We start from the raw sequence: 26,128 nt of genomic DNA on the forward strand, positions 1-26,128 counted from the left end.
CGGGGTGATCGATCCGGCCTCGGGGCAGGAGGTTCTGCGCCAGGCGCAGACGCTGATCCTCGGCCAGATCGATGCCAGCAAATCGCTCGACCTCAAGGCAATGGCGCTCCTGCAGGCCTCACAGGCCGTGGCGGTGGCCGGGCTGGGTGGCGGTGCCCTGGGCTTCTCCGGGCAGGACTGGTTGCCCTGGTGGGGCACCGTGGGCCTGCTGGCGACAGGCGGCATGGCCGCCATCGCGGCCCTGATCGCCGGCTGTTCGCTGCGCGGCAGCGAGATCGCGGCCCCGGCGCTGCGGCCCGCCACCCTGCTGGAGCGGGAGGCGCAGCTGCTTCCGCCGGCGCAGCTCTATCTGTTCCTGGCATATGAGTTGGACCGCGCGATCGATCGGAACAACCTTGCTGCGCGTTCCGCCGCGCGCCGCTTCGGGGCCGCGCTCTATGCGGCCATCCTGGCACCCTGCGTCGGGGTCCTGGCCGCCGCATCTCTCGCAGCGCCGGAATGGCGGCAGTGGATCGGCATGGTTCTCAGCGCGTTCGCCGCGCTGATCCTGCTTCGGCTGATGATCCGACTATTTGGAGCCCGCCACGGGTAGCCGGCTGTATTTCAGCGGCCCGTAGGACTTGATGAGATAGTCCAACTGCACGGGCTTCGCACCGGGAAGGAAGGGATTGGCACCGGCCGGCAGGGGCGCGGCCGGGGCCGGCGTCTCCGACGGCTTGGGCAGGGCTGGGGGCGGGGCGGGCTTGTCCGACATGAACAGAGTATAGGAAGCAGCCCGAGGCCATGCCAGTCAAAGATGCCCCAACCCGCGCCCGCGCCCTCGGCTTCGCCCCCGGCATCTTCGCACCCGGCCCGCTGAACGCCATCACCGATGTGGCCGGCCTCCGCGTTGGCCAGGTCACGGTGATGGAGGGCGAAGCCATGCGGACCGGCGTTACCGCCATCCTTCCGCATCCTGGCAATCCTTTTGCCGAGCGTGTCCCCGCCGGCCTCTTCGCCATGAACGGCTACGGCAAGATGGCCGGCGTCACGCAAATCCAGGAACTCGGCGAGCTGGAAACGCCCATCCTGCTGACCAACACGCTGGCGGTCGGCCGGGCGGTGGAGGCGCTGGTGGATTGGACGCTGGCGCTACCGGGCAATGAGTCCGTCCGCTCCGTCAATGCCGTGGTGGGCGAGACCAATGACGGCAGGCTGAACGACATCCGTGCCCGCGGCGTCACCCACCAGCACATGCTGAAGGCCCTGGCCCAGGCCTCGGAAGGTCCCGTGGCGGAAGGCAGTGTCGGCGCCGGCACGGGCACCATGGCCTTCGGGTGGAAGGGTGGCATTGGCACATCCTCACGCCATCTGCCCACCGCGCTGGGTGGGTGGATGGTCGGCGCCCTGGTCCAGGCCAATTACGGCGGCGCGTTGGTGATGGATGGATTGCCCGTAGGGCGGCTTTTGAAAAAATACTACCTGGCGGAGCATGCGGCGGAGCAGGCCGATGCCGATGGCTCCGTCATGGTGGTGGTGGCCACCGATGCACCTCTGTCGGATCGCAACCTGCAGCGCCTGGCGCGGCGCGCCATGGGCGGCATCGCCCGCACCGGCGCGGCCTTTTCCGATGGGTCCGGCGACTATGCCCTGGCCTTCGCCACCCATCCCGATGTGCGCCGCGGTGCCGGGCGCGGCGCGACGCTCGACTGGCCGAATGACCGCATGTCGCCTTTGTTCGTCGCGGTGGCGGAAGCGGTGGAGGAGGCGGTGCTGAACGCGCTCTGCCAGGCGACCACGGTGGAAAGCCGCCTCGGCGGGCGGCGGGTGATGGGGAAGGCGCTGCCGCTGGACCAGGTCACGGCTTTGCGAAGGCCCGCTTAACCTTGCCGTCAGAAGTTCTGCGTCAGCTTCGGCCCCACCACAGGGTCAGGGGCAATCGTGGGGTATCTGGCGGCGGGCATCCTGCTGGCGCTCATGGCCTGGGGTCTGGGGCGGCTGGTCGCGCGACTGCTGCACGCCTTGACCCGGCGGCGACCCCTCGGCCGCTGGCGGGCTTTGCGCCTGGCCCGCAGCAAGGCGCTGGTGCGCAGCGAACAGGCCCGCGCCGAGGCCCTGGCGGCGGAGGTCGCACGGCTGCGGCTTGAATTGCGGAATGCGCGTCAGGCACCTGCCTCGGAGGAACGCTTCCGCCGCGCCAAGCGGGAATTCGCCCGCCGGTTCCACCCGGACCTGCTGCCCCGGCGCAGCCCCGAACGGCCGCTGCGTATCGCGATTTTCCGGGAATACTGGGCCGTGCTGCGCCGGATCGAGCGCGAGGGCTGACGCGCTTCCCATCTTCCTGCCGTTTCAGGGCATCCGATCACATCGCGAGGATTCGGAAGGCTGGCCTTGCCTCATCCCGTCGCATCCGGATGGGCTTCGCGGTGCGGTGACGCCCGGGCCGGACACCTTCATCCCACCATGACTGAGTAATTTCATATTGTTTCTTATCATTATTGATACTGTTGAGCATTGAAAAAAGATGACATATATGCATCGATCTGCGAGGCTGTCCCGAAAATAGGGAGAGCGCGGCATGGATCCGGTTTACGAACAGGCCTTGAACGGCACGCTGGTTTCGAAGCCCGGCGCCGCCCTGCCAGGGGTGGTCTTCATCAAGAACCGGCTTCAGGTTGCCATTCAAGGGTATTATGTGGAGACGAATGGTCTTCATGTCCCACTTGGCTCCATCATGGGGTTGTCGTCGGCGCCGCTTTCATCTGCGGCGATTGGCGACGCCTATGTCTTCAAGAATCTGCAGAGTGGCGCTTTCATCGCCGCCTTTGTGATCGATCAATCCACGGTCCAGAACTACTTCATCGCGGCGTCGCTGGCGGTGCCGGCGGAGGATTGGAACAAGCCACTCGACCCGAGCGAGAATGCTTTTTTCCTGCTCACCAATCCCAACGACATCGGCCCCATCCCGGAACCGACGCAGTCCCTGCTGATTCCGCAGAACTCGCCTTCGGTGCTGGTGGGTTGCGGCACGATCCCTGCGATAACGACCGCGTCCACGCGGCCGAAGCAGTATGTGGTGCGCGAACAATACTGGGCATTGATGGGCGATTCCTTCACCCTGTCGCCAGGCGAGGTCCGCCAGGTCAGCTACACGGTCACCAGCGGCAAGCAGAAGACCTCCTCCACGCAGGAACAGGTTTCCGCCTCGCTGGGCATGAATGCATCGGCGGGGTGGGGGGCCTATTCGGCGGGAATCTCTGCCAGCCTGAATGCTTCGGCCTCCGCGTTTCAGCAATGCACGGTGACGGAGGAAACACAGACCTTCGTTTCGGATACCTTCACCAACAAGGACGCCAATCCAACCCTGGTCCTCCGCTGGCAATTGTCGGACGTGGTGACGATTTACGGGATCGACGGCATCCCCGGTTCGACCGTCTCCAGCAGCAGTATCGTGGTCGCGAAGCAATATGATCTCGCCAACATGCCCGGGCGGCAGGAGCGCGCGCGCAGCGTGCCGCGCCCCGCCATGCCTCGGTTGGGTTGATGGTCGGCACCTTGATGGGCGGAGGGTTGTGAAATGAGTTGCTGCGACAATTCCAGCATGAGTATCACCAATTTCAGCGGGACGACGTTCAAGGTCACCGCCGTGTCGCCCAGTTCCGGAAAGATATCGGACATAGCTGTCGGCGACGTCATCGGGGCCTTGAGTGGCGCGACGCAGGTGTTCAGTGCCAGTTCGACCAGCGGCAGCAGCGGTGCGGCCGCGGGCAGCGTCAGCATCGCCAGTGAAGCGGCGAGCTTTGTCCTGCAATACCAATTCAAACCCAACAGCAGTTCCGGCGGCTGTCCCTGCCAGGCTTCCAACCCGGGCGGCAGCCGGCTGCAACAGGGAAACTACACGGTGACGGCGGAGGCGGTTGCCGGACAATCCAATGGCCAGGCCTCCATCGCCTGGACCATCAACTCCGGATGGGCCTGAGAGGCGGCAGCGCGCGATGAGCCTGGGACCCATTCCTGCGGTAGAGCGGCTGGATGCGGAGCGAAACGAAACCGCGCTCATAGCCTTGCGAAGTGCCGATTTTTTTGGGAACTGGGGCGCTCATTATATGTTGGCGCGTCGCCGTGGCCTAACTTGCACCGTTCCATGCCCTGATGGATATCCAACAGCACCGGCATCAGGGCGATCGACAGAAGACGCCACCTGTTTCTATAGCGTCATCAACGTTTGCACCCAGGCCGGGTTCCTCCGGGCATGGGAACGTCAGCCGGCCAGGCTTGTATTCAGCCATGATGTATGCGGCACGCAAAATGGACCACTGCAACGATATTGCAATCGTCTGCGCCGGCAGCCGAACGAATTCATCGTCGACAATTTGAGCGGAGCGCAGGCGCGGCAGCCCGGGATTTTTCTCTTCTTTGGAGTGGGTGTCGATTTTTCGCCCAGGGGGCGGGTCACTCATATCATGATGTCACTGGGAGGAGGAAAAGCTGCTGGATCAAATAATGGCGTCCTGGAAGCCGATGCGCTTCCCTGGCAAAATTACGATCTCACCCAACGCATAGTGCGAATAACGGATGACGAACGGACGCTTTGGCGCCCGATCAAAGAGTCCGGCGCTTTCACACTCTACCACGTGCCGCTCGATTTCATCCGGCTCATGGGGCGAATTGCGGCCCTGCAAGCGATCGAGGCCCTCGCACAATCGCTCCCTTCCTGAAAGGAGATGTAGCATGGGGACCGTGGGCATGCCGCCGAGGGCATTCGTATCCACTAACCGTTCAGCGCGTCCCGCACCGCCGACCGGAATTCCCGCCGGTGCAACTCCCGCAGCACGAAAAGGCTGGTGGCGACCAGCGCCAGCGGATGCACCACCCAGGCGAGCGCCGCCAGGCCAAAATAATAGCTGCGCAGCCCGGTGTTGAAATGCTGTGCGGCGCGGTTGGCGACCTCCGCGGCCATGTCGGCCAGCGAAAGCGCTTCCGCATCCGGCTGGCCGCAGGGAATGCCGCCGACCAGGATCGAGGTGTAGTTGAACTGGCGCAGCGCCCAGGTCAGCTCGAAGAAGGCGTTGATGAAGATCACCAGCAGCAGGCCGATCTTCAGCTCCCAGGTCGAATCATCCGGCACCGCGGCGAAGGGCAGGGTGGCGACCACGCGCCGGCCGAGATCCGGCGCGCCCAGCAGCGCGACAAGGCCGCCCAGGATGAAGATGCTGGTGGTGGCGAGGAAGCTGGTGCTGTTCATCAGATTGCCGATCGCCGCCATGTCGGCGATGCGGTTGTCCCGCGTCAGCATCGCCCGCATCCAGCGGCGCCGGTAGCCATCCATGGCGGCGATGACACTGGCGCGGCGGATGCGCGGCACCCGGTCGACCACCGTGGCATAGCCGAGCCAGCAGGCGGCGAAGATGGCCAGGGCGACCCAGTCGACGAGGGTGAAGGGCATCATGCGGCCTTTATACCGCAGTGCAGCATGAGCACGCCATATGCTGCATTGCAGCATGGGCGTGAAGTTTGCATCCGGCCGGGGGCGAACCCCCCGGCCGGACGCGGTCTGGCCTCAGGCCATCTTCTTCTTCAGGTTCTCATCCAGCTTGGCGAGGAAGGCCTGGGTGTTGAGCCAGGGCTGGTCCTTGCTGATCAGGATGGCGAGGTCCTTGGTCATGTCGCCAGATTCCACGGTCTTGATGCAGACCTCTTCCAGCGCATTGGCGAAGTCGACCACATCCTGCGTTCCGTCGAACTTGCCGCGATAGGCCAGGCCGCGGGTCCAGGCGAAGATGGAGGCGATCGGGTTCGTGCTGGTCTCACGGCCCTTCTGGTGCTCGCGGTAGTGGCGCGTCACCGTGCCATGCGCGGCCTCGGACTCGACGGTCGAACCGTCCGGGGACAGCAGGACCGAGGTCATCAGGCCGAGGCTGCCGAAGCCCTGGGCCACGATGTCGGACTGCACGTCGCCGTCATAGTTCTTGCAGGCCCAGATATAGCCGCCTTCCCACTTGAGCGCGGAGGCCACCATGTCGTCGATCAGGCGATCCTCATAGACGATGCCGGCCTCCTTGAACTTGGCGGCGAATTCGGCGTCGAAGATCGACTTGAAGATATCCTTGAAGTTGCCGTCATAGGCCTTCAGGATCGTGTTCTTGTGGCTGAAGTACACCGAATACTTGCGCGACAGGCCGTAGTTGAAGGACGCCCGGGCGAAGCCCTCGATCGAGGCGTTCAGGTTGTGCTGGCCCATGAACACGCCGGCATCCTTGAAGACGAACTCGCCGACGTCCTGCGGCGCGCCGCCTTCCGGGGTGTAGGTCATCTTCACCGTGCCGGCGCCCGGCACCTTCATCTCCACCGCGCGGTAGATGTCGCCATAGGCATGGCGGCCCACGACGATCGGCTTCGACCAGTGCGGCACCAGGCGCGGCACGTTCTGGCAGATGATCGGCTCGCGGAAGATGGTGCCGTCCAGGATGTTGCGGATCGTGCCGTTCGGGCTGCGCCACATCTTCTTCAGGCCGAATTCGGCGACGCGCGCCTCGTCCGGGGTGATGGTGGCGCACTTCACGCCCACGCCATACTGCTTGGTGGCGTTGGCGGCATCCACCGTCACCTGGTCATCGGTCTGGTCGCGATACTGGACGCCCAGGTCGTAGTACTTCAGGTCGATGTCGAGATAGGGCAGGATCAGGCGGTCCTTGATGAACCCCCAGATGATGCGCGTCATCTCATCCCCGTCCATCTCGACGACGGGGGTCTTCACCTTGATCTTGGCCATGCCTGTATCCTTGCCTGTCTCTGTCGCCGGCCCGCGGGGCCGTGACGACGCCATCACGCCAAAGGGTGGGAGGTGGCGGAACATGCCAACCGGACCCTCCGGGGGCAAGCCCGTCCGGGCCGGAAGGCTTGCTTCGGGACGGCGCGCCCGGCTAGATGCCGCCAAGCTGAGACAATCCCTGATTGCGAGATGATGCTGGCCCTGCCCCTGTGGCTCGCGGCGCTGAGTCTGATGCCGCGACCGGCCCTGGCGCAGGCGGTAGCGCTCTGGCCGACCGCGTCCTGGATGGCGGGGGGGCTGCTGGCGCTGTTGTGCGCGCTGGGCCTGTTGGTGGTGCTGCGCATGGCCCACCAGTTGCGCGAGATGCGGCGCGAAGCCGCAGCCCTGGCCGCAGGTAATGTGGACCTGCGCCTGCTGGCGGAGCGTGCGGAAACCAAGGCCCGGCAGCTTGATGCCGCCATAGCAGCCATGTCGGACGGCTTCATGGCCACCGACAGCGACCTGCGGCTGGTCGGCTGGAATTCCCGCTTTGCCGACTATGCCGGCCTGCCGCGCCATGGGCTGCGCATCGGCATGCCGATGGAGGAGGTGCTGCGCCTGCAGGCGGAAGCCGGCGAATTCGGCCTGGTCGATCCGGATGCGGAAGCGGCGCGGCGCATCGCCGTGCTGCGGGACGGGCCGCTGCTGGAACGCTGGGTGCGCCGGAGGCCGGATGGCAGCCGGCTGGAATTGCGCCGCGCGCCACTGCCCGGCGGCGGCTATGTCACCCTCTACACGCCGCTCGCCGAGGATCGGGCGGATCGCAGCATCGATTCCCTGGCGGAGGCGTTTCGCCAGGAATGGGCCGACCGCATGCCCCGGCTGGTGGCGGCCGCGACTCGAGGCGATGCGCCAGCGGCCCGCGACCTTGCCCATGCCCTGCGCGGCATCGCCGCGAATGCGGGCTGGCCAGCCGCGGCCGACCTTCTCGCCCAGGTCGAGGCCGTGGCCCTGGCGGGGGATGCACCGGAATTGCGGCGGCTGACCTGCAAGCTGCCGGTGGAGGCGCCGCGCTCCACATGATTCCCCGCCTGGAACCACGGCTTTGCCCGCATTGCGAGGAGCCGACCATGCCGAACCGCCTGGCGGATGGCAGTCTCGTCTGTTCCTGCGCGGCCGAACGTGAACTGGCGCCGACGGCCCCGAGACCCCAGATGCAGCGTGATGGCTCGAAGTGGATTCACCGAAAAGTCTGAAGCACGCGACCCGACAAGGCTGGATCATGCGGCGTGAACCAAGGTGAACGCATCACGGCCAACGGGCGGACGACAGGAGAGATGGCAATGATTCTGCGCATGGCCGCGGGTGGTGTTCTGGGGGCGGTGATGGTGGCGGGCGCGGTAGGCACGCTGGCGGTTGGCGCCGGGGTGGTCGGCAGCGTGTTGCTGGCACGGCGCCTGTGCGAGGAACGCAAGGGGTGGCAGGCGGGCGCGGATGCCGGCCCGGAGGAGACCCCGATGGAGGCGCCGATGGAACCGGAACCCGGCGCCAGCCCACTCTAGCCGCCCATCAGCGCCAGGCCCTCCGCCACCGAGACGAACTCGCCCCCCGCCACCACGCGATCCGCGCCGAAGCGCTGCTCGAACAGGCGGCGCACGGCGGGGACGAGGGAGGAGCCGCCGGTGAGGAAGACCCGGTCCACCTCGCCGGGCGTCAGCGCGGCATCGGCCAGCGCTGCCGTCACGGCCACGTCCATGCGGGCCAGCTCCGGGGCGATCCAGCCCTCGAATTCGGCGCGGGCGATGGGGGCGGCCACGGTGAAGTCGCCATGCCGGAAGTGCAGCACGGTGGCTTCGGCCCGCGACAGCGCCGCCTTGGCGGTGGAGACGGCGCGGTACAGCGCGTAGCCGGCCTCATCCTTCACCAGCCGGATCAGGGCGTGGAGCTGTTCCGGATGGTCGGCGGTGCGGGCCACGGCCTCGATGTCCCGCAGGGTCTTCGGCGCCCGCATCAGGGACAGCAGGTGCCAGCGGGCGAAGCTGCCATACCAGGCGGGCGGGATCGGCAATTCGGTCCCGGTCACGCGGTAGCTGCCGCCCTTGCCCAGCAGCGGCGAGATCACATGGTCGATGATGCGGAAGTCGAAGGCATCGCCGGCCACGCCGACGCCGGACTGGCCGAGCGCGGTGACGCGCCGCGGCGGCCCGGGCTCGAAGCGCAGCAGGGAGAAGTCGCTGGTGCCGCCGCCGAAATCCGCCACCAGCACGGTGGCCGGCCGGTCCAGCCCGGCGGCGAAGCGGTGCCCGGCGGCGGCGGGCTCCAGCGCCACCTGCACCTGCTCCACCCCCGCCAAAGCGAAGGCGCGGCGCAGGCGCTGCTCGCCCAGCACGTCATCGGCGCTTTCGCCGACGAAGCGCACCGGCCGCCCCACCACCACCTTGGCCCCCGCCAGATCGTCCCGGAAGGGGGCGAGCAGGGCGCGAAGGAACACCGCCACCAGGGGTTCCAGCGTCCAGGCCTCGCCGAGGATGCGGGTTTCCATGAAGCTGCGCTGCGCCAGGTAGCTCTTCATGGACATGATGAGCCGCGCTTCCAGCGGATCGTCCAGATAGGCCTCGATGGCGGCAGGGCCGGCGGCGTGTTCGGTGCGGCCGGTGGCGCCCTGCCAGAAGCACAGGACGGAGCGGAACACGTCATCCGTCGCATGGCGCAGCACGCGCACCTGGCCATCGGCCGAGAGGGCGGTCACCACGCTGTTGGTGGTGCCGAAATCGATACCGATGACGGGCTGCATGAAAGGACGCCTTGGGCCGGGGAGGGGGCGCGCCCTACCGCAGGAACGCGCCCGTGTGAACCCTCAGCTCCGCTCGTAGATCAGCCGGGCGCGCACCGTGCCGGGCAAAGCGCGGAGTTCCGCCAGGATCGCCTCGGCCTCCGCCCGCGCCTCCACGCTCTCCACCACGACGTAACCAAGGTCGCCGCCGGTCTGATAGTACTGCGCCGCGATGTTCAGCCCGCGCCGGCCGAAACAGGCGTTCATCTGGGAGAGGATGCCGGGCGCATCCCGGTGCAGATGCGTCCAGCGCGCGCCGGTCGGGCGGGCGGGAAGCTGCACCTGCGGCAGGTTGACGCTGCCCATGGTGGCGCCGGTGTCGGAGTAGTCCACCAGCTTGCGCGCCACTTCCTGGCCGATCCGGTCCTGCGCCTCCGCCGTGCTGCCGCCGATATGCGGCGTCAGAATGACATTGGGCAGGCCCTGCAGGGCGGAGACGAAGGCTTCCCCGTTCCGCTTCGGCTCCTCGGGAAACACGTCCAGCGCGGCGCCCAGGATGCGCTTCTCGCGCAGCGCGGCGGCCAGGGCCTCCACATCCACCACGGTGCCGCGGGCATTGTTGATGAAGACGGCGCTGGGCTTCATCGCGGCGAACTGGCGGGCGCCCATCATGCCGATGGTGTCGGGCGTTTCCGGCACATGGATGGTCACCACGTCGGAACGTGCCAGCAGGTCCTGGAGGTTCGCCGCCGGGGTGGCATTGCCATGCGGCAGCTTGCCGGTGTGGTCGTGATACAGCACCCGCATGCCGAAGGCCTCGGCCAGGACCGAGAGCTGGCTGCCGATATTGCCATAGCCGATGATGCCGAGCGTCTTGCCGCGCATCTCCCAGCTATTGGCGGCCGACTTGTCCCAGCCGCCGGCATGGGCGGCGTTGGACTTGTCGACGATGCCGCGCATCAGCATCACCGCCTCGGCCAGCGTCAGCTCCGCCACGCTGCGGGTATTGCTGAAGGGGGCGTTGAACACCGCCACGCCGCGCCGCGCCGCGGCGTCCAGGTCCACCTGGTTGGTGCCGATGCAGAAGCAGCCGATGGCGATCAGCCGGTCGGCGGCGGCCAGCACCTCCTCCGTCACCTCGGTGCGGGACCGGATGCCGAGGATATGCACCCCCTTCACCGCATCGATCAGCGCCTGGCCTTCCAGCGCCTTCTTCTCGCGGTGGATGGTGGCGTAGTCGGCCTGGCCGAACAGATCGACGGCGCTGTCGGCGATGCCTTCCAGCAGCAGGATCTTGATGCGGTCCTTGGGGAGGGAGATGCGGTCGTTCATGCGCCTGGCCAGACAGGAAGGGGCGCTTACCTGAACCCTGGGGGGCGGGTCCGCAAGGGGAAGGCTCGCAGGTCTGCCGTGCGCTGTGGCTCAGCCGACCGGAAAGGCCTCCGTCATGTCGCGCCGCATCGGCAGTTCGAGATGGCAGTCCAGCCCATCGCGCTGCCAGTCGATCCGGATGCGTCCCCCCAACTGGCCGCGCACCGTCGCATCGACCACGCGGCTGCCAAAGCCGCTGCGACGTGGCGGCGCGGCGATCTCCGGCCCATCCCGCTCCGTCCAGCGCAGCAGCAGGACGCCGTGGTCGATCCGCCACTGCACCAGCAAATGCCCGGCCTCGACGGACAGCGCGCCGTGCTTCACCGCATTGGTGGCCAGCTCATGCACCAGCATGGCCAGAGGTTGCGTCATGGCGGCGGGCAGCATCACCGCGGGCCCCTGCAGGCGCGCGCGCGGTTGCGCGGCGTCCTCCGGACCCAGGAAGGGCGCCAGTTCGCCCCGCAGCAGCACTTCCAGATCGGCCCCGGCCCAGCGGTCGTTGGACAGCAGGGTCTGTGCGCGGGCCAGCGCCGCCACGCGGCCTTCCAGCGCGCGGGTGAAGCTCGGCACATCCGGCGCGCGGGTCAGGCGCAGCGCCGCCTGCACCACCGCCAGCACGTTCTTGGCGCGGTGGTCGACCTCCCGCGCCAGCAGGGTCTGGCGTTCCTCCGCCACGCGCCGGTCGGTGATGTCCAGCACCGAGCCGACATGGCCGAGATACTGCCCGGCCTCATCCAGCCGCGGATGCGCGGCATCGATCGCCCAGCGCCATTGGCCATCGGCGCGGCGCAGGCGGTAGTCGAGGCTGAACGCCTCCTGCGCCGCCACCGCCGCGGCGAAGCGGGTGTCGGTGACCTCGCGGTCCTCGGGATGCACCGCGCTGAGCCAGCCCTTGCCGAGGCCGGTCGCCTCCGTCTGGCCGGTGAAGCGATACCAGCTTCGATTGAGATGGGTGCAGGCGCCGTCCGGATCGGTCACCCACATCATCGCCGGCGCCGCATCCAGCAGGGCGCGGAAACGGCCTTCATTCGCCCGCAGCGCGCGTTCCGCCACCACCTGGCCGGTGGTTTCCATGCAGGTGCAGAACATGCCGGCGATGCGGCCAGCATCGTCATGGGCCGGGCTGTAGGAGAATGTGTACCAGCAATCCTCCGCATAGCCATTGCGGTGCAGGACGAGGTGCAGATTCTCCCGCCAGGTCGATGTGCCGGCCAGGGCCCGCTCCACCATCGGCAGCAGGTCGTCCCAGACCTCGGCCCAGACCTCGCGAAAGGGACGGCCCAGGGCATCGGGGTGGCGGGCGCCGAGGATCGGCGCATAGGCATCATTGTACAGGAAGCTGAGCTCCGGCCCCCAGGCCAGGAACATGGGCTGCCCCGAATGCTGCATCAGCCGCAGGATGGTGTGCAGGGCACGCGGCCAGGTCCCGCGGGGTCCAAGCGGCGTCTCGGACCAATCGAGCCTGTCGATGCGTGCCGCGACATCGTCGCGGGATTGCGCAAGGAGCCCGTCTTCCCCCATCCGCACCGTCATCGCCCTTTCCGAAAGCTGCATGCGCGGCGGCCCATGGCACCCGCGCAACGACAACACTGCAAATCTGCGCGGGCTTCGGCGGCCTTGTATCACAGCGTCGTGAGTGATGCCGCCTGCCTCAGCCCGCCGCCAGTTGCACCAGCACCCTCGCCAGCACCTGCGCGCCCCTGGCGGTCTGGGAGGCGGAGGAATATTCGGCCGGGTGATGGCTGATGCCGCCCCGGCTGGGGATGAAGATCATCCCGGTCGGGCAGATCGGCACCAGGAACTGCGCGTCGTGAAAGGCGCCGGAGGGCAGGGCCTTCGCGCCGTAGCCCTCCGCCTGCGCCGCCGCGGCGATGGCCGCCTGGATCGCCGGATCGAAGCGGGCGGGCAGGGCGTGAAAGGTCTCGGTCACCGTGGCGCGGCAGGTCTTCAGGGCGCCATGGATGGTGGCGGCGATGGCATCGCCACGCTCGGTCAGCACCGCCGCCTCCGGATGCCGGAAATCGATGCTGAAGCGCGCCAGGTCGGCGACGGTGTTGGAGGAATTGGGGAAGACCTCCACCCGCCCCACGGTGAAGCGCAGCACGTCGGTCGGGTCCGCCATCAGGGCGTTCAGCGCATTGATGGCGCGCAGCATGTCCTGCACGGCGTCCTGGCGCAGCGACAGCGGCGCGGTGCCGGCATGGTCGGTCTTGCCGGCGATCTCCACCAGGAACCAGCGACTGCCCTGGATGCCGGTGACGACGCCGATATCCAGCCCCTCCGCCTCCAGCAGCGGCCCCTGTTCGATATGCGGCTCGACATAGGCATGCGGGGTGAAGCCGAGCGGACGGCGCGGAATGTCGGACTCGGCGGCCAGCAGGCGGGCGAGTTCGTCGCCGAAGCGCAGTCCGTCACGGTCCTTCACATCGTCCCAGGTCCCGGGCGGGCGAAATCCGGAAAAACCCATGCTGCCCATGCAGCCGGGGGCGAAGCGGCCGCCTTCCTCATTGGTCCAGGCGACGATCTCGATCGCGCGGCGCGGGGCGATGCCGGCCTCGATGATCGCCTGCACCGCCTCCAGCGCCGCCAGCACGCCCCAGATGCCGTCGAAGCGGCCGCCCTTGGGCTGGCTGTCCATATGGCTGCCGGCGAGCACCGGGGCGAGGCCGGGCTCCGTCCCTTCCAGCCGCAGGAACAGGTTGCCCAGGGCATCGACCGAGGGTTGCAGGCCGAGGGGCATGGCCCAGGACAGCAGCAGGCGGCGCGACTGCTGGTCGAGATCGGTCAGCGCCGCGCGGTTCACTCCGTCCCCGGGAATGGCGCCGAGCCGCGCCATCTGCATCAGGCGATCCCATTGCCGCGCCTCGCTGACCCGCATCGCCTGCTCCTGTTGATGGCCTCGCCGGCTTATCAGCCGCCGGCATGTTGCGGAAGCGGCTTCGCCGGGCGTCGGCGGGCGGCGCGGGAAGGCCCGTCATATTCATCTAGACATCCGGTTGTCATAGAATTGTCACAAGGGCATCCTGCCCGCCATGCCCATCCTTCGCGATAGCCGCCCCGACGACGTCCCGGCCTTGACCGCCATCTACGCCCATTGGGTGAAGCACGGCCTGGCCAGTTTCGAAACGACCCCGCCCGATGCGGCGGAGATGGCGCGGCGACGGGCCGCGGTGCTGGACGCGGGCTACCCGCATCTGGTGGCGCTGGACGAGGCGGGACGGCTGCTGGGCTATGCCTATGCCAGCGCCTACCGCCCCCGCCCGGCCTATCGCTTCGCGGTGGAGAACAGCGTCTATGTCGCCCCCGATGCCGGGCGCGGCGGCGCCGGCAGCGCCCTTCTGGCGGCGCTGATCGATCGCTGCACGGAAGCCGGCTTCCGGCTGATGGTCGCGGTGATCGGCGACTCCGCGAATGCGCCCTCCATCGGCCTGCATCGCCGCGCCGGCTTCACCCATGCCGGGCTGATCCCGGCGGTCGGCTGGAAGCATGGACGCTGGGTGGACAGCGTGCTGATGACCCGTCCGCTGGGGGAGGGCGCCGGCACGGCGCCGGAGGCATGACCCGGTCCGAGGCGGATCGTGCCTCCCGCGATGCCTCCCTCGTGCTGGGCCTGACCCTGCCGGGCGATACGGTGCTGTACCTTCTGCTGCCGCTGCATGCCGCGGCCTTCGGGGTGACGCTGGCGGAGGCCGGGCTGCTGCTGGCGGCGAACCGCCTGGTGCGCATCCTGGGCTATGGCTGGGTGGCGCGTTTCTACGAGCGGTCGGGGCCACGCAACGCCTGCATCCTGGCGGTGCTCGGCGCCGCCTGCGCCACCGCGGGCTACGCCTTCCTGCCCGGCGTCTGGTGGCTGCTGCCGGCGCGGCTGCTCTGGGGCCTGTCCTTCGCCGCGATGAACATCGCCACCCAGGCCCTGGCCACCGCCGAGACCGCCGGCGCCGCGCGGCGCAGCGGCGTGTCGCGCGCCATCATCGCCAGCGGGCCGATGCTCGGCCTGCTGGCCGGCGCGGTGGTGGCGGAGCTGGCGGGGCCGCGCGTGGTGTTCCTGGGGCTCGGTCTGCTGTCGCTGGTGGCGCTGCCCTTCGCCTTGCGGCTGCCGGGCGGGGAGGGGGCGCGGCTGAAGGCCGGCGGGCCGCGCTTCGCGCTGCCGAAGCCGCTCGACATCTGGTCCTTCATCCAGGGCCTGGCGCTGGATGGGCTGTTCGTGCTCGGCCTCGCCTTCCTCGCCGCCGCCGCCCTGCCGCAGGGGGCGGCGCTGGCGGCCGGCGCGGCGCTGTCGGCCCGCTACCTGGCGGAGGTGCTGCTCGGCCCGCCGGCCGGACGGCTGGCGGAACGGTTTGGCGCGGCGCCGCTGCTGTTGGCGGTCTCGCTGGGATCGGCGGCGGGGCTGGCGGTGATCGGGCTCGGCTGGCTCTGGATCGGCAGCCTGCTGGTGGTGGGGCTGCGCGGGTTGTTGCAGCCGCTGCCCGCGCCGGTCGCGGCGGCCCGGGCGCCGGCCGATGAAAGGGTGGCGGCGCTGGCCCGCCTCGCCACCTGGCGGGATATCGGCGCGGGGGTCGGGCCGCTGGTGGCGGGGGTGCTGCTGCCGCTGGTGCCGGCCGTGTGGCTCTACCTGGGCGCGGCCGCGTTGCTGGTCGCAGCGTCGCTTGCGGCGCTCAGGGGTGGAGGCCGGGGGTAGCTGGTCAGCCCGCCTCGGCCAGCAGCGCCCGCAAGTCCAGCCGCTTGGTGCACATGGCCAGCTTGCCATCGGCGCCCATCGGCCAATCCGCGCGGGGGCGGTCGCGATACAGCTCCACGCCATTGCCGTCCGGATCGCGCAGATACAGCGCCTCCGACACGCCATGGTCGCTGGCGCCTTCCAATGGCCAGCCGGCCTCCGCCAGCCGCTTCAGCGCGCGGGCCAGAGCAGGCCGGTCCGGATACAGCAGCGCCACATGGTACAGGCCGGTGGTGCCGAAGCCGGGCGGGCTGCCGCCGGCGCTTTCCCAGGTGTTGAGCGCGATGTGGTGGTGGTAGCCGCCGGCCGAGAGGAACACGGCCTGGTCGCCGATGCGCTGCTGCACCTCCAGCCCGATCAGGTCGCGCCAGAAACCCAGGCTGCGCTCCAGCTCGGCGACCTTCAGATGCACATGGCCGATGCGGGCCTCGGGGGCGATGGTATAGGGCGCGGCCTGGGGCCGGGTCTCAAGCGTTGTGGACATGGCGGGGACTCCTTCCTGGTAGTGGGGAGGATGGGCATCCCGGCGCGCCAGGTCCAATCCAGCCCCCGGATACGGGACATCGCCCTGGCTGATGGCGCGCTTCTCAGCCCTCCTTGGCGCTGTTGCCTTCCAAAGCGCGGCGGATGCGTCGCGCCACCTCGCCGCGCCGGTAGGGTTTCTGCATCACGGGGAAGCCATGCGGACGGATGCCGCCGCTGGCCGCCTCGTCCCTTGGATCGACGAAGCCGGTGGACAGCAGCACCCGCAGGCTGGGCCGCAACTGCCGGGCCTCCCGCGCCAAAGTGATGCCATTCAATCCGCCCGGCATCACCACATCGCTGAACAGCAGGTCGAAGTGCCGCGCCGCATCGGACAGCAGGCGCAGGGCGGAGGGACCATCGGTGGCGGTCGCCACCTGATAGCCGAGATCGGCAAGCAGGCCTGCTGCCAGGTCCAGCACCTCGGGGTTGTCATCCACCACCAGGATCTGCTCGCCCTGGCCCGGCGGTTCGGCGCTGGCATCCTGTCCGGCGCGGGGCGCCGGCGCGGGCAGTGCCATATCCTCCGGCAGAGCCGGGAAGAACAGGCGCACGCTGGTGCCACGGCCCTCCTCACTGTCGATCCGCAGATGGCCGCCGGATTGCCGCACAAAGCCATAGACCTGCGCCAGGCCAAGGCCGGAGCCCTGGCCGACATCGCGGGTGGTGAAGAACGGCTCCGTCACCCGGTCGAGGATCGCCGCGGGAATGCCCGTGCCGGTGTCGGTCACGGCGAGCTCGACAAAGCCATCCGGCCCCGGCTCCACCTCCGAACCCTCGATCATCGCCCGGTGGCGGGTGGAGATCACCACCTCGCCGCGACCCGACATGGCCGCGCCGGCATTCAGCAGCAGGTTCACCAGGGCTGCCTCCAACTGGCCGATATCCAGCCGTGCCGGCGGCAGGGCCTGCGCCAGGTCCAGGCGCAGCCGGAGGCCCCCCAAGGCGCGAGAGAGCAGCTCGGACAAGTCGCGGAGCGACTCGTTCACATCGACGGGATGACCCTCCAGCCGCTGCCGCCGGGCAAAGGCCAGGAGCTGCCGGGTCAGGATGGCGCCGCGCCGCGCGGCTTCCAGCGCCCCCTCATGCCGCCGCAGCACGCGGGGATTGCCGGATTGCTCGACCAGCGGCCGCATCACCTCCAGCGAGCCCACGACCACCTGAAGCAGGTTGTTGAAGTCATGCGCGACCCCGCCGGTGAGCTGGCCCAGCGCCTCCAGCCGCTGGGTGCGGCGCAGCGCCTCCTCCGCCTCGCGCCGCCGGGTGACGTCGAGCTGGCTGCCGAAGAAATACAGCAGGCTGCCATCGCTGCCGAAGACCGGGCTGACGAACAGGGCGTTCCAGAAGGGGGTGCCATCCTTGCGGTAGTTCAGCACCTCCACCGCAATGTCGGTGCGGGTGGCGATGGCCTCGCGGATCTGGCTGACGGTCGCCCGATCGGTGTCCGGCCCCTGCAGCAGCCGGCAATTGCGGCCCAGAACTTCCTCCGCCGTATAGCCGGTGAGCTTCTGGAAGGCGGGATTGGCGAAGACGATCGGGTTGTCGTCCTGGTTGGGGTCCGAGACGACCATCGGCATCCGCGTCATCTCGATCGCAGCGAAGAACACATCCTCCCGTCCCATCGGCGCGTTCGGCCGGTCCACCCGGTGAAAGGGAGCAATGGGCGGGGGATCAGGGGGCATGGCCTGGGCGAAGGGTCCTGCGGTGAGCGTGCGTGGGACAGGAAGGCCGTTCCGAGGGGGAAGTTCCTGATTGCACGCCGAATTGGCCCCGCCCTTCCACCCTTTCCGCACTGCATCCAGACACGAAAAAGCCCCGCGCCGGGCGGCGCGGGGCTTGATGCTTCGACGGTTTGCCGGATCAGGCGGCGCCGAGGCGTCGTTCGACGATCTGCGTCTTCATGCTCTTCTGCAGCTTCTCGAAGGCGCGCACCTCGATCTGGCGCACCCGCTCGCGGCTGATGTTGTACTGCTGGGAGAGTTCCTCCAGCGTCGTCGGCTCGTCCTTCAGGCGCCGCTCGATCAGGATGTGGCGTTCCCGGTCGTTCAGCGTCTTCAGCGCCTCGCCGAGCAGTTCTCGGCGGTTGGACATGTCCTCCCGCTCCGCCAGCTCGGTCTCCTGGCTGTCGCCGTCATCCACCAGCCAGTCCTGCCACTCGCCGTCGCTATCGGCGCGGACGGGGGCGTTCAGGCTGTTGTCGGGCGAGGCGAGGCGGCGGTTCATGGAGATCACATCCGCCTCCGGCACCGCCAGCACGCGCGCGATCTTCTCGACCTGCTCAGGCTGAAGATCGCCCTCCTCCAGCGCCGCCATCTGGCCCTTCAGCCGGCGGAGGTTGAAAAACAGCTTCTTCTGGGCCGCAGTCGTCCCCATCTTCACCAGCGACCAGCTGTGAAGGATGTATTCCTGTATCGCCGCGCGGATCCACCACATGGCATAGGTTGCCAGACGGAAGCCACGCTCCGGGTCGAAGCGCCGGACCGCCTGCATCATGCCGACATTGCCTTCCGAGATCAGCTCGCCGACCGGCAGGCCATAGCCGCGGTAGCCCATGGCGATCTTGGCGACGAGACGGAGATGCGACGTGACAAGACGATGGGCGGAGGGCTCGTCGCCCTCGTCCTTCCAACGCTTCGACAGGGAGTACTCCTCCTCCGGCGTCAGCATCGGGAACTTGCGGATGTCCTGCAGGTACCGGGAGAGGTTACCCTCGGGTGCCATCGGGATGCTCAAAGTGGAAGCCATGGTGAGAACTGCCTCCTCGGTCGCCTGACGCCCCCCGTGACGGCGGGGCTCATGGCGGCTGTGCTGTTCTGCCAACGCTGGCCGGGCCCTCCCTTTCCATACACACCCCGGTCACGACGGGGTGATGGATGGAGGGGCGGTCCCGCCCCGGAGGATTCCGGGGCCGGGGGGCGCAAGCGGCACCCGCCCAACATTGGCTTGCGAGAGTCTTAGATCGATCGCGGCACGGGATCAAGAAAAACCCGACCTGCAAGGTAGGTTTACGTTCGGTTACCTGTCTGTAACATCTCTACCCAGCGCCGCGAGCAATCCCGCCATGTCCGGGGGCAGGGCGGCGCTGAAGGATAGCGCCTCACCTGTGACCGGATGACGAAAACCCAGCGTCGCCGCATGCAGAGCCTGCCGCGGAAACGCCATCAGCATTTCGCGAAGGGGGCCGGAAAGGTTACGGGCCGCGGCGGGGATTCGGCGCAGATAGACCGGGTCGCCGACCAGCGGATGGCCGACATGCGCCAGATGCACGCGAATCTGATGCGTCCGCCCGGTGGCGAGGCGGCAGCGCAGCAGGGCGCAGCCGGTGCCGAAGGCGCGTTCGGTGGCGTAGCGGGTCAGCGCATGCTTGCCGTTGCGGGTGACCACGGCCATCCGCTTCCGGTCCATCGGATGCCGGCCGATATCGCCGGTGATCTCGCCGGCCGTCGGATGAGGCAGCCCCCAGACCAGCGCCAGGTATTCCCGGTCCAGGTCCCGATTCGCGAAAGCCTCGGACAGCGCGGTATGGGCGCGTTCGGACTTGGCCACGACCATGACGCCGGAGGTGTCCTTGTCCAGCCGGTGTACGATGCCGGGCCGTTTCTCCCCGCCGATTCCCGTCAGATCCTCCGCCGCATGGGCCAGCACGGCGTTCACCAGTGTGCCGTCGCGATTGCCGGGGGCGGGGTGGACGACCAGGCCCGCGGGCTTGTCCAGCACGATGAGGTGCCGGTCCTCGAACAGGATGGTCAGCGGGATGTCCTGCGGCTGCGGCACCGCATCTTCCGGCGGCGGCAGGCGCAGGGCGTACACTTCACCCGGCCTCACCGGCTCCGCCGGGTCGTGCACCCGCACGCCGCCGCGGCTGGCCTGGCCGGCTTCGATGAGAGCCTTGACCCGGGAGCGTGAGAGACCATTCGTCGCCGCGCTCAGCGAATCGGTCAGGAAGCGGTCGGCACGCAGACCAGCAGCCTCCGGCGGCGCCAGGATTTCATGGGTGGACCCGGTGGCCGGGTCGGGGAGGGGGGTTTGCGTGGCGGCGCCCAAGGGATTCGTCGGGGTTGATGGGTGTTGATCGTCCCGGTCACGGTGGGCCTGCCTTGCATTCCCGTCCAGTGCAAGGGCGGCACGCCGTGTGGTGCGGAGTCGTCGGCGATACTCGGCCACCCTGCCGGCACACGGATGCTGTCACTGGCCGGCGCCGAGGGTCGCTTCGCCGTGCTGGTAGCACGTCCGGATGGCTCCGAGCGCGTGCTGTTCCTGGATGCCAGGACCGGCCGCGCGGCGGGCGAGATCCGCGCCGCGGATTGGGTGGCCGCCGCCGCGACACGCCGCGAAAGCCGAGCCGGCCTGGATGGATCGGCCAGCCTCCTTTCGCACTTCGGGGACCGACGCAAGCGCGCCGCGCTATCCCTCGGCCGGGCGAAACAGGCGGGCTGGCTCACACCACCTTGGAATTTGGGCCGAGGTAGATGCCATCGAGGTTGATGAAGCGGATCGTCTCGCCACGAATCGTCAGCGTCCCGGATTCGATCTTCAGGAAGGTGCCATCTGTAAACGTGAGCCCGCTCCAATCCGTGGCGTAGCGTTTCTCTCCCGCATTGTCCGTCACGAACAGCGTGGCGGAGCTGTTGAGCTCGTCGAATTTCAGTCCGGCGATCAATTCCTCGACCGTGATCGGCGGCTCGCCCGGGGGGGCATCGATGTAAAGCATGTCGCCATCGGCCAGGGTACTGCCGACCACCGTGTCGTTGCCGTCGCCGACGCTCCAGAAATACTTGTCCCAACCGGCGCCGCCATCCAGATAGTCGTCGCCAGGTCCACCGATCAGCGTGTCCAAGCCATCGCCACCCAGAAGCGTGTCGTTGCCGCTGCCGCCCAGCAGGCTGTCGCGCCCGGCATCACCGGAGATCAGGTCGTTCCCCGGCCCCCCCGCGATGGTGTCGTTGCCGTAGCCGCCGCCCATCTCGTCATTGCCGGAGCCGCCGCTCAGGCTGTCATCCCCGGCATCGCCCCAGATGAGGTCATTGCCGTCTCCGCCATCGATCTCGTCATGTCCGGCACCGCCGAAAAGGCGATCCGAGCCCGAACCACCTTGCATCGTGTCGTTGCCTGCATGGCCGTACATCAGGTCGTTGCCGCTGTGGCCGCTCAACAGGTCGTTGCCCTGGCCTCCCAGCAGCGTGTCATGGCCTGAGCCGCCCAGGAGAACGTCGTCGCCATTGCCGCCATCCAGCCGGTCGTTGCCGGAATCGCCGTGCAGCGCATCGTCGCCGGCCCGGCCGAGCAGCACGTCATTCCCGCTGCCGCCATTGATCGTATCCGCCCCAGCGCTGCCGCCCACAGCCGCCCCGCCCACGATGGCGTGGAGATCAAGGTCGGAAAGTGGCGTGGGTCTTGCCCGGGTCATGACAGCTCCTTTCCGGTTGCCTCGGCGTCCCTTCGTGAAACATGTCTCGTTGCGTCGCCAGTCAATTCTGCCGATGGGCAGGCAAGGAAGGTCCTATGCCGATGGCGCCCCTTGCCGGGAAAAGCGCATCCCAACGCCTGATGCTGCGCGGCCGGGGGGCGCGGCGTTCTGCGTGGCCTTCGGATGCAACGGGCTGCCTGGGTTCTCCTCCTGCACCCGCACGCCGCCGCGGCTGGCCTGGCCGGCTTCGATGAGAGGCTTGACCCGGGACTGCGACGGCCCGCCTATCGCATCCGTCAGGAAGCGGCCGGCATGCAGGCCGGCCGCGTCGGGTAGGGCGAAGATCTCGCGCGTTTCGCGTGAGCGGTGGTCCGGTGGAAGGGGAGGTTGCGTGGCGGCGCTCAAATGGCTGGTCGGCGTGATGGGGGTTCTGATCGTGCTCGGCACGGTGGGCCTGGTTGTGGTTCTCGTCCAGCGCATGGGCGGCGCGGCCGTTCAGGTTGCGCTGCCGCCGGCCTCGCTCGGGCAACCGGCGGGCACACGGATGCTGTCCGTGGCCGCGGCGGAAGGTCGCATTGCCGTGCTGGTGGCGCGGCCGGATGGGACGGAGCGGCTGCTGCTGCTGGAGCCCGGCCGCGGCCGCGTGGTGGGCGAGCTGCGCGCGGCCGAGTGATGGCGCACCACAAGCCGAACCTGCCGCAGAAGACCTGCGCCCGCTGCGCCCGGCCCTTCGCCTGGCGGAAGAAGTGGGCGCGTGACTGGGACAACGTGCGGCACTGTTCTGCCGCCTGCCGCGAAGGCCGGAGGCCGGCGGCGGAGGCGGCGCGAAAAACCTCCGCCGGGCCGCTTGATCCGATCCAGCCCGGACGCTAATGAGCGGGCCTCACGACGCTACGGCGCCGCGGGTTGTCTGGGTCCCCTTCGTCTAGAGGCCTAGGACACCGCCCTCTCACGGCGGTAACAGGGGTTCGAATCCCCTAGGGGACGCCATTTCAAATCAAGCACTTAGCTGCTGGTTTGGACGGATTGTCCGGGTTTCTGTCTAACTCAGACAGCAAACCGGACAGATAGAGGTAGGCAGTAGCGGTGCGCGTCGCCGGGCTGCACGGGCGCTCTGCCATGCCGGGGCGGTGCCATACAGCCTGCGCCGATCCCCTACGATTTGTCGCGGTTCCGCCACTCGGGACGCGCCGGCCCTGTCTGCACAATTTGTCACGGCAAGCACTGGTGGCCGGGAAGGCGGGATCACCGGGGGGCCAGTCTGCGAACTTGGCACGATGCGCGACCTTGAGGCGGGCGGCACCGCGTTGCCATCTGGCCGCGACGTGCCGCTTGCACCGCAGATTCCGATATGATTCCTTGTGGATTCGCCGCGAAGTTCACCCCCGCAACCGTCAGTCCGGAAGGCGCCTCATGACCAGCGAACGGCAGCCGATGAATTGGGAACACCGGCTCTACCAGCCGGTGGTTATCGGCGGGTGGTCCGTGGAAGTGTGGAACCCGATGACGAAGGCGTGGCAGCGGAGCGCCTTCGATCCGCACTGGCCCGAAGACTACGGGGACGCGGCGCGCGATTGGGTGCGCGTCGCCAATGAGGAACAGCGCGAGCGCAACGGTTCGGCCGCCCTCGCGCTGGCGGGCGTCTGACGTGGAACGCGCCGCCCTCGAAACCCGATGGATCGTGCTCGGGACGGACGGCCGCCACGTGACCATGGGCCGGCACACGGACCCGTCGCCGGAGGAAGTGAGCGAGGCGGAGCGCGCCCTTGCCGCGCAGGGCTTGTCGGGATGGCTGGCCGTGATGAAGGGCGGCTACTACGTCCGCCGGAAGCCGTCCCTCATGATGGTCAGGCCGCTGGCGAACCCTGCCCGGCCGTTCGAGGAAGCCGTCGCTGAGTTCGAGGCGAAGCGCAAGGCGGCACTCGCCAGCGTCGCCAGCTAGGCGCGTCGCCGCACCGGAATGGTTGACCGCCTCACGCCCGAAGCGCGCAGCCGGCTCATGGCCGCTGTCGGCGGCAAGGACACCGCGCCCGAGCTTGTCGTTCGGCGCATGCTGCACGCGATGGGCTACCGCTTCCGCCTGCATCGCCGCGACCTGCCCGGCACTCCCGATATCGTGCTCCCTCGCCACGGCAAGGCGATCTTCGTTCACGGCTGCTTCTGGCACGGTCACGAAGGGTGCCGGCTCGGCCGCCCTTCGAAGAGCCGTATCGAGTATTGGGGGCCGAAGATCGCCGCGAACCGCGCCCGCGACGCGCGCAAGGCCGCCGCCCTTCGCAGGGCCGGATGGTCCGTCGCGACCGTATGGGAATGCGAGACGCGCCAGATGAACAAGCTAGCCGCCCGGCTGCGGCGCTTCCTCGCGGCCTGAAACGCCCTGTAAATCCCGCCGCTAGAGGGTAGTCTCCGAACATGACGAATCGGAGCGAATCGGCGCGCGTCCGCGCACGGCCAATCGGTATCGACCTGTTCTCGGGCGCGGGCGGCATGAGCTTGGGCTTCGAACAGGCCGGTTTCGACGTAGTGGCGGCCGTGGAGAAAGACCCCATCCACGCGGCGACGCACGCCTTCAACTTTCCGCACTGCGCTGTCTTTGCACGCGACATTTCGCGCGTGACGGGAGCCGAGCTTCGCCTTGCCGCTGGCATCGGCAATAGGACGGTGGATGTCGTCTTCGGCGGTGCGCCGTGTCAGGGTTTCAGTCTTATAGGGCATCGCGTCCTTGACGATCCGCGCAACGGCTTGGTCCGCGAGTTCGTCCGTATCGTGCGCGAACTTGAACCACGTGCGTTCGTCTTCGAAAATGTGAAGGGGCTGACGGTCGGGGAGCACCGCCGCTTCCTAGACGAACTCGTATCGGCGTTCGCCGCCGCCGGCTACGAAGTCCGCCAGCCTTGGAAGGTGCTGAACGCGGCCGAGCACGGCGTCCCGCAGAATCGGCACCGCCTCTTCCTCATGGGTGTGCGGCGCGGTGAGCGGTGCCCGTCCTACCCGACGCCGAGCACGCGGCGCGCCGGCAAGGGCGCTTCGCTGCACGCGCCGCCGGGACCGTCGTGCGCGGATGCGCTCGGCGACCTCCCCGACGCCGAGCGGTTCGCCGAATTGTCGGATACCGATGCGCTTCGCCTGGACGCCGCCGCGTGGGGCGAACCGAGTGCATATGCCCGCCTCGCCCGCTGCCTTGCCAACGATGCGTGGTTCTTCGGGCATCCGCGCGAATGGGATGCGGCCGTGCTCACGTCCAGCATGCGGACAGAACACACGGTGATTTCCCGCCGCCGGTTCGCCGAGACGAGGGGCGGCGACGTGGAACCGATCAGCCGCTTGTTCAAGCTGCCCGCCGATGGCGTGAGCAACACCCTACGCGCCGGCACGGACGCCGAGCGCGGCGCCTTCACCTCGCCGCGCCCGATACACTATGCGCTGCCTCGCCTTGTCACGGTGCGCGAGATGGCGCGCCTGCACGGCTTCCCCGACTGGTTCCGCTTCCACGCGACGAAGTGGCACGGCGCCAGACAGATCGGCAACGCGGTGCCGCCGCCGCTGGCGCGCGCCGTCGCGTCCGCCGTCATGGCTGCGCTCGGCGCGAAGCCCGTGCGGTGCTCGGAAGCCATGGCGCTCGGCGATCCCGCGCTTCTGACGATGGGCATGGAAGGGGCCGCGTCGCACTTCGGCGAAGAGGTGGTGATCGGGCGTCGCACGATGAAGAGCGGCGCAAGGAAGCGCAAACAGAACGATATCGAGGCCGCGCGGCTGGCGGCGGTTTCGAATGGCTAAGAAGGTCACGAGTGCGGAGAAGCGGCGCTATCAGCGGCTCCTGAAACACATTTTCTTTGATAGCAACTACGGCGCGTTCAAGCCCGGCATGGTCGAGATACCCTTCGAACTCGACAGCATTCGACGCGCTGTCGCCGAACTCGGCATCGACCCTCCGAAGAACTTCGCCGATCCTGTTTACGACGCGCGCTACCGCAGCGGGCTTTCACAAGCGATCTTGGATACACAACCGGCGGGGCAGACATGGGTGATCCAAGGCGCGGGAAAGGGCCGATATAAGTTCCAGCTTGTGACGCTCAACGTCATCGCGCCGAACCCGAACTTGGTCGCGGTAAAGATCCCCGATGCAACGCCGGAAATCATCGCCGCATACGCGCTGTCTGACGAACAGGCCCTACTCGCCAAGGTGCGCTATAACCGCCTTATCGACGTGTTCATGGGCGTGGTCGCCTACTCGCTACAGAACCACCTGCGCACTTCCGTCAAGGGCGTCGGGCAAATCGAGATCGACGAAATCTACGTTGCCTTGGACCGCAAGGGGCAACAGTTCGTGGTTCCCGTCCAGGCGAAGGGCGGCAACGATAAGCTGTCAGTAGTCCAGACGAAGCAGGACATCGCGTGCTGCGACGAAAAATTTCCCGACCTGACATGCCGTCCTGTGTCGGCGCAGTTCATCGGCAACGACCTTATCGCAATGTTCGAACTGACGCTTGAAGACGGCATGGTGAAGGTCGCAGAAGAACGGCACTACCGCTTGGTGCCCGCGAGCGAAATCACGCCCGAAGACCTGGCTTCCTACCGCACTCGCGGCGGCGATTGACGTGGTGCGCA

General features: G+C 68.1%; 29 protein-coding genes and 1 tRNA gene. 18 read left to right on the forward strand and 12 right to left on the reverse strand.

The features are described 5' to 3' along the window. Positions 1-4: 4 nt before the first annotated feature. Positions 5-592 carry a hypothetical protein gene (locus JJQ90_RS14930; RefSeq protein WP_216876731.1) on the forward strand — a complete coding sequence of 196 codons (588 nt, stop codon included), beginning with the start codon at positions 5-7 and terminating at the stop codon, positions 590-592. Here JJQ90_RS14930 and JJQ90_RS14935 read toward each other — a convergent pair. Continuing rightward, positions 569-754: a hypothetical protein gene (locus JJQ90_RS14935; RefSeq protein WP_216876733.1), complete on the reverse strand. Its 186-nt coding sequence runs from the start codon at positions 752-754 to the stop codon at positions 569-571. The two genes, JJQ90_RS14930 and JJQ90_RS14935, sit on opposite strands and share 24 nt — an antisense overlap. A gap of 29 nt (positions 755-783) precedes the next feature. Here JJQ90_RS14935 and JJQ90_RS14940 point away from each other — a divergent pair, with 29 nt between their 5' ends. The 5 genes from JJQ90_RS14940 (at position 784) to JJQ90_RS14960 (ending at position 4,697) form a co-directional block, all read left to right on the forward strand. Next, positions 784-1,863, forward strand: a complete 1,080-nt coding sequence (locus JJQ90_RS14940; RefSeq protein WP_216876735.1) for a P1 family peptidase — start codon at positions 784-786, stop codon at positions 1,861-1,863. Between the two features lie 57 nt (positions 1,864-1,920). Further along, positions 1,921-2,304: a hypothetical protein gene (locus JJQ90_RS14945; RefSeq protein WP_216876737.1), complete on the forward strand. Its 384-nt coding sequence runs from the start codon at positions 1,921-1,923 to the stop codon at positions 2,302-2,304. A gap of 253 nt (positions 2,305-2,557) precedes the next feature. After that, a complete protein-coding gene (locus tag JJQ90_RS14950) occupies positions 2,558-3,523 on the forward strand; it encodes a hypothetical protein (RefSeq protein WP_216876738.1) in 966 nt (321 codons plus the stop codon). A gap of 57 nt (positions 3,524-3,580) precedes the next feature. Next, positions 3,581-3,958 (forward strand): hypothetical protein, encoded by a 378-nt coding sequence (locus JJQ90_RS14955; RefSeq protein WP_216876740.1) that lies wholly within the window; start codon positions 3,581-3,583, stop codon positions 3,956-3,958. Between the two features lie 16 nt (positions 3,959-3,974). Further along, positions 3,975-4,697: a hypothetical protein gene (locus JJQ90_RS14960; protein WP_216876742.1), complete on the forward strand. Its 723-nt coding sequence runs from the start codon at positions 3,975-3,977 to the stop codon at positions 4,695-4,697. 53 nt (positions 4,698-4,750) lie between these two features. On the opposite strand, the gene JJQ90_RS14965 is transcribed toward JJQ90_RS14960, so the two are convergent. Beyond that, positions 4,751-5,428 (reverse strand): DUF599 domain-containing protein, encoded by a 678-nt coding sequence (locus JJQ90_RS14965; protein ID WP_216876744.1) that lies wholly within the window; start codon positions 5,426-5,428, stop codon positions 4,751-4,753. A 111-nt stretch (positions 5,429-5,539) separates the two neighbouring features. Then, positions 5,540-6,751 carry an NADP-dependent isocitrate dehydrogenase gene (locus tag JJQ90_RS14970; protein WP_216876746.1) on the reverse strand — a complete coding sequence of 404 codons (1,212 nt, stop codon included), beginning with the start codon at positions 6,749-6,751 and terminating at the stop codon, positions 5,540-5,542. Between the two features lie 192 nt (positions 6,752-6,943). Between JJQ90_RS14970 and JJQ90_RS14975 the strand changes: the two genes are divergently transcribed. Together JJQ90_RS14975 and JJQ90_RS14980 are read left to right on the forward strand one after the other, a co-directional pair. Further along, positions 6,944-7,813, forward strand: a complete 870-nt coding sequence (locus tag JJQ90_RS14975) for a PAS domain-containing protein (protein ID WP_216876748.1) — start codon at positions 6,944-6,946, stop codon at positions 7,811-7,813. Between the two features lie 260 nt (positions 7,814-8,073). Continuing rightward, the gene (locus tag JJQ90_RS14980) at positions 8,074-8,292 is read left to right on the forward strand and encodes a hypothetical protein (protein ID WP_216876750.1); all 219 of its coding nucleotides are present in this window, start codon (positions 8,074-8,076) and stop codon (positions 8,290-8,292) included. Here JJQ90_RS14980 and JJQ90_RS14985 read toward each other — a convergent pair. The 4 genes from JJQ90_RS14985 to JJQ90_RS15000 form a co-directional block, all read right to left on the reverse strand. Further along, positions 8,289-9,524 (reverse strand): Hsp70 family protein, encoded by a 1,236-nt coding sequence (locus JJQ90_RS14985; protein ID WP_216876752.1) that lies wholly within the window; start codon positions 9,522-9,524, stop codon positions 8,289-8,291. The genes JJQ90_RS14980 and JJQ90_RS14985 overlap by 4 nt on opposite strands. Positions 9,525-9,587: 63 nt before the next feature. Beyond that, entirely contained in the window at positions 9,588-10,835 is a 1,248-nt protein-coding gene (gene serA, locus JJQ90_RS14990) for a phosphoglycerate dehydrogenase (RefSeq protein ID WP_216876753.1), read from the reverse strand. 90 nt (positions 10,836-10,925) lie between these two features. Next, on the reverse strand, positions 10,926-12,407 hold the full coding sequence (locus JJQ90_RS14995; RefSeq protein ID WP_216876755.1) for a sensor histidine kinase: 1,482 nt from the start codon (positions 12,405-12,407) through the stop codon (positions 10,926-10,928). A 118-nt stretch (positions 12,408-12,525) separates the two neighbouring features. Continuing rightward, positions 12,526-13,752, reverse strand: a complete 1,227-nt coding sequence (locus JJQ90_RS15000; RefSeq protein ID WP_216876757.1) for a hydantoinase/carbamoylase family amidase — start codon at positions 13,750-13,752, stop codon at positions 12,526-12,528. 154 nt (positions 13,753-13,906) lie between these two features. Here JJQ90_RS15000 and JJQ90_RS15005 point away from each other — a divergent pair, with 154 nt between their 5' ends. Then, positions 13,907-14,434 (forward strand): GNAT family N-acetyltransferase, encoded by a 528-nt coding sequence (locus JJQ90_RS15005; protein WP_216876760.1) that lies wholly within the window; start codon positions 13,907-13,909, stop codon positions 14,432-14,434. Further along, positions 14,431-15,552, forward strand: coding sequence for an MFS transporter (locus JJQ90_RS15010; RefSeq protein ID WP_216876762.1), 1,122 nt, complete (start codon positions 14,431-14,433; stop codon positions 15,550-15,552). The genes JJQ90_RS15005 and JJQ90_RS15010 overlap by 4 nt, the downstream gene beginning before the upstream one ends. Before the next feature lie 4 nt (positions 15,553-15,556). Here the strand turns inward: JJQ90_RS15010 and JJQ90_RS15015 are convergent, their stop codons facing one another. From JJQ90_RS15015 to JJQ90_RS15035, 5 genes are all read right to left on the reverse strand, one after another. After that, positions 15,557-16,075 (reverse strand): VOC family protein, encoded by a 519-nt coding sequence (locus JJQ90_RS15015; RefSeq protein WP_216876764.1) that lies wholly within the window; start codon positions 16,073-16,075, stop codon positions 15,557-15,559. 103 nt (positions 16,076-16,178) lie between these two features. Then, positions 16,179-17,795, reverse strand: a complete 1,617-nt coding sequence (locus JJQ90_RS15020) for a histidine kinase famiy protein (protein WP_216876766.1) — start codon at positions 17,793-17,795, stop codon at positions 16,179-16,181. A 178-nt stretch (positions 17,796-17,973) separates the two neighbouring features. Then, entirely contained in the window at positions 17,974-18,858 is an 885-nt protein-coding gene (rpoH, locus tag JJQ90_RS15025; RefSeq protein WP_216876768.1) for an RNA polymerase sigma factor RpoH, read from the reverse strand. Positions 18,859-19,128: 270 nt separating this feature from the next. Beyond that, positions 19,129-20,157 (reverse strand): RluA family pseudouridine synthase, encoded by a 1,029-nt coding sequence (locus JJQ90_RS15030; protein WP_377098996.1) that lies wholly within the window; start codon positions 20,155-20,157, stop codon positions 19,129-19,131. Positions 20,158-20,551: 394 nt separating this feature from the next. Further along, the gene (locus JJQ90_RS15035) at positions 20,552-21,520 is read right to left on the reverse strand and encodes a calcium-binding protein (RefSeq protein WP_216876771.1); all 969 of its coding nucleotides are present in this window, start codon (positions 21,518-21,520) and stop codon (positions 20,552-20,554) included. A 391-nt stretch (positions 21,521-21,911) separates the two neighbouring features. On the opposite strand from JJQ90_RS15035, the gene JJQ90_RS27320 reads away from it, so the two are divergent. The 8 genes from JJQ90_RS27320 (at position 21,912) to JJQ90_RS15075 (ending at position 26,117) form a co-directional block, all read left to right on the forward strand. Continuing rightward, positions 21,912-22,193 carry a DUF6476 family protein gene (locus JJQ90_RS27320; RefSeq protein ID WP_329959449.1) on the forward strand — a complete coding sequence of 94 codons (282 nt, stop codon included), beginning with the start codon at positions 21,912-21,914 and terminating at the stop codon, positions 22,191-22,193. After that, positions 22,193-22,393, forward strand: a complete 201-nt coding sequence (locus JJQ90_RS15045; RefSeq protein WP_216876772.1) for a DUF2256 domain-containing protein — start codon at positions 22,193-22,195, stop codon at positions 22,391-22,393. The genes JJQ90_RS27320 and JJQ90_RS15045 overlap by 1 nt, the downstream gene beginning before the upstream one ends. Positions 22,394-22,434: 41 nt before the next feature. Further along, a tRNA-Glu gene (locus JJQ90_RS15050) sits at positions 22,435-22,510 on the forward strand. Positions 22,511-22,933: 423 nt separating this feature from the next. Then, positions 22,934-23,167: a hypothetical protein gene (locus JJQ90_RS15055; RefSeq protein WP_216876773.1), complete on the forward strand. Its 234-nt coding sequence runs from the start codon at positions 22,934-22,936 to the stop codon at positions 23,165-23,167. A gap of 1 nt (position 23,168) precedes the next feature. Continuing rightward, the gene (locus tag JJQ90_RS15060) at positions 23,169-23,462 is read left to right on the forward strand and encodes a hypothetical protein (protein ID WP_216876774.1); all 294 of its coding nucleotides are present in this window, start codon (positions 23,169-23,171) and stop codon (positions 23,460-23,462) included. Between the two features lie 18 nt (positions 23,463-23,480). Next, complete coding sequence (locus tag JJQ90_RS15065; RefSeq protein ID WP_216876775.1) at positions 23,481-23,891, forward strand: very short patch repair endonuclease; 411 nt, start codon at positions 23,481-23,483, stop codon at positions 23,889-23,891. Between the two features lie 41 nt (positions 23,892-23,932). Continuing rightward, positions 23,933-25,297, forward strand: a complete 1,365-nt coding sequence (locus JJQ90_RS15070) for a DNA cytosine methyltransferase (RefSeq protein ID WP_216876776.1) — start codon at positions 23,933-23,935, stop codon at positions 25,295-25,297. Further along, positions 25,290-26,117 (forward strand): hypothetical protein, encoded by an 828-nt coding sequence (locus JJQ90_RS15075; RefSeq protein WP_216876777.1) that lies wholly within the window; start codon positions 25,290-25,292, stop codon positions 26,115-26,117. The genes JJQ90_RS15070 and JJQ90_RS15075 overlap by 8 nt, the downstream gene beginning before the upstream one ends. Positions 26,118-26,128: the final 11 nt, after the last annotated feature.

Source organism: Falsiroseomonas oleicola, assembly GCF_019029495.1.
GTDB classification, from domain to species: Bacteria; Pseudomonadota; Alphaproteobacteria; order Acetobacterales; family Acetobacteraceae; genus Falsiroseomonas; species Falsiroseomonas oleicola.